Annotated in this window: 1 rRNA gene; it reads left to right on the top strand. The window is 53.1% G+C overall.

Features of this window, described 5'->3' with window-relative positions:
• Positions 1 to 1,368, top strand: a 23S ribosomal RNA gene (locus ACZ6YA_RS26045); the annotation flags it as partial.
• Between the last annotated feature and the right edge of the window lie 74 nt (positions 1,369 to 1,442).

The following is a 1,442-nucleotide window of genomic DNA, read 5'->3' on the forward strand; positions in this document are numbered from 1 at the left end:
TTAGGCGACGAAGTGGTTGATGCCATGCTTCCAAGAAAAGCTCCTAAGCTTCAGATAACTGGGAACCGTACCCCAAACCGACACAGGTGGTTAGGTAGAGAATACCAAGGCGCTTGAGAGAACTCGGGTGAAGGAACTAGGCAAAATGGCACCGTAACTTCGGGAGAAGGTGCGCCGGTGAGGGTGAAGGACTTGCTCCGTAAGCCCACGCCGGTCGAAGATACCAGGCCGCTGCGACTGTTTATTAAAAACACAGCACTCTGCAAACACGAAAGTGGACGTATAGGGTGTGACGCCTGCCCGGTGCCGGAAGGTTAATTGATGGGGTTAGCGCAAGCGAAGCTCTTGATCGAAGCCCCGGTAAACGGCGGCCGTAACTATAACGGTCCTAAGGTAGCGAAATTCCTTGTCGGGTAAGTTCCGACCTGCACGAATGGCGTAACGATGGCGGCGCTGTCTCCACCCGAGACTCAGTGAAATTGAAATCGCTGTGAAGATGCAGTGTATCCGCGGCTAGACGGAAAGACCCCGTGAACCTTTACTATAGCTTTGCACTGGACTTTGAATTTGCTTGTGTAGGATAGGTGGGAGGCTTTGAAGTGGGGACGCCAGTTCTCATGGAGCCATCCTTGAAATACCACCCTGGCAACTTTGAGGTTCTAACTCAGGTCCGTTATCCGGATCGAGGACAGTGTATGGTGGGTAGTTTGACTGGGGCGGTCTCCTCCCAAAGAGTAACGGAGGAGTACGAAGGTGCGCTCAGACCGGTCGGAAATCGGTCGTAGAGTATAAAGGCAAAAGCGCGCTTGACTGCGAGACAAACACGTCGAGCAGGTACGAAAGTAGGTCTTAGTGATCCGGTGGTTCTGTATGGAAGGGCCATCGCTCAACGGATAAAAGGTACTCCGGGGATAACAGGCTGATACCGCCCAAGAGTTCATATCGACGGCGGTGTTTGGCACCTCGATGTCGGCTCATCACATCCTGGGGCTGAAGCCGGTCCCAAGGGTATGGCTGTTCGCCATTTAAAGTGGTACGCGAGCTGGGTTTAGAACGTCGTGAGACAGTTCGGTCCCTATCTGCCGTGGACGTTTGAGATTTGAGAGGGGCTGCTCCTAGTACGAGAGGACCGGAGTGGACGAACCTCTGGTGTTCCGGTTGTCACGCCAGTGGCATTGCCGGGTAGCTATGTTCGGAAGAGATAACCGCTGAAAGCATCTAAGCGGGAAACTTGCCTCAAGATGAGATCTCACTGGAACCTTGAGTTCCCTAAAGGGCCGTCGAAGACTACGACGTTGATAGGTTGGGTGTGTAAGCGCTGTGAGGCGTTGAGCTAACCAATACTAATTGCCCGTGAGGCTTGACCATATAACACCCAAGCAATCTGCTACGCAGATTGTGGTGGTGAAGACGAAACGAACCGAAAGTTCGCGACGAACCAC

The sequence above is a fragment of the Pseudomonas sp. NPDC090752 genome (genome assembly GCF_055584805.1).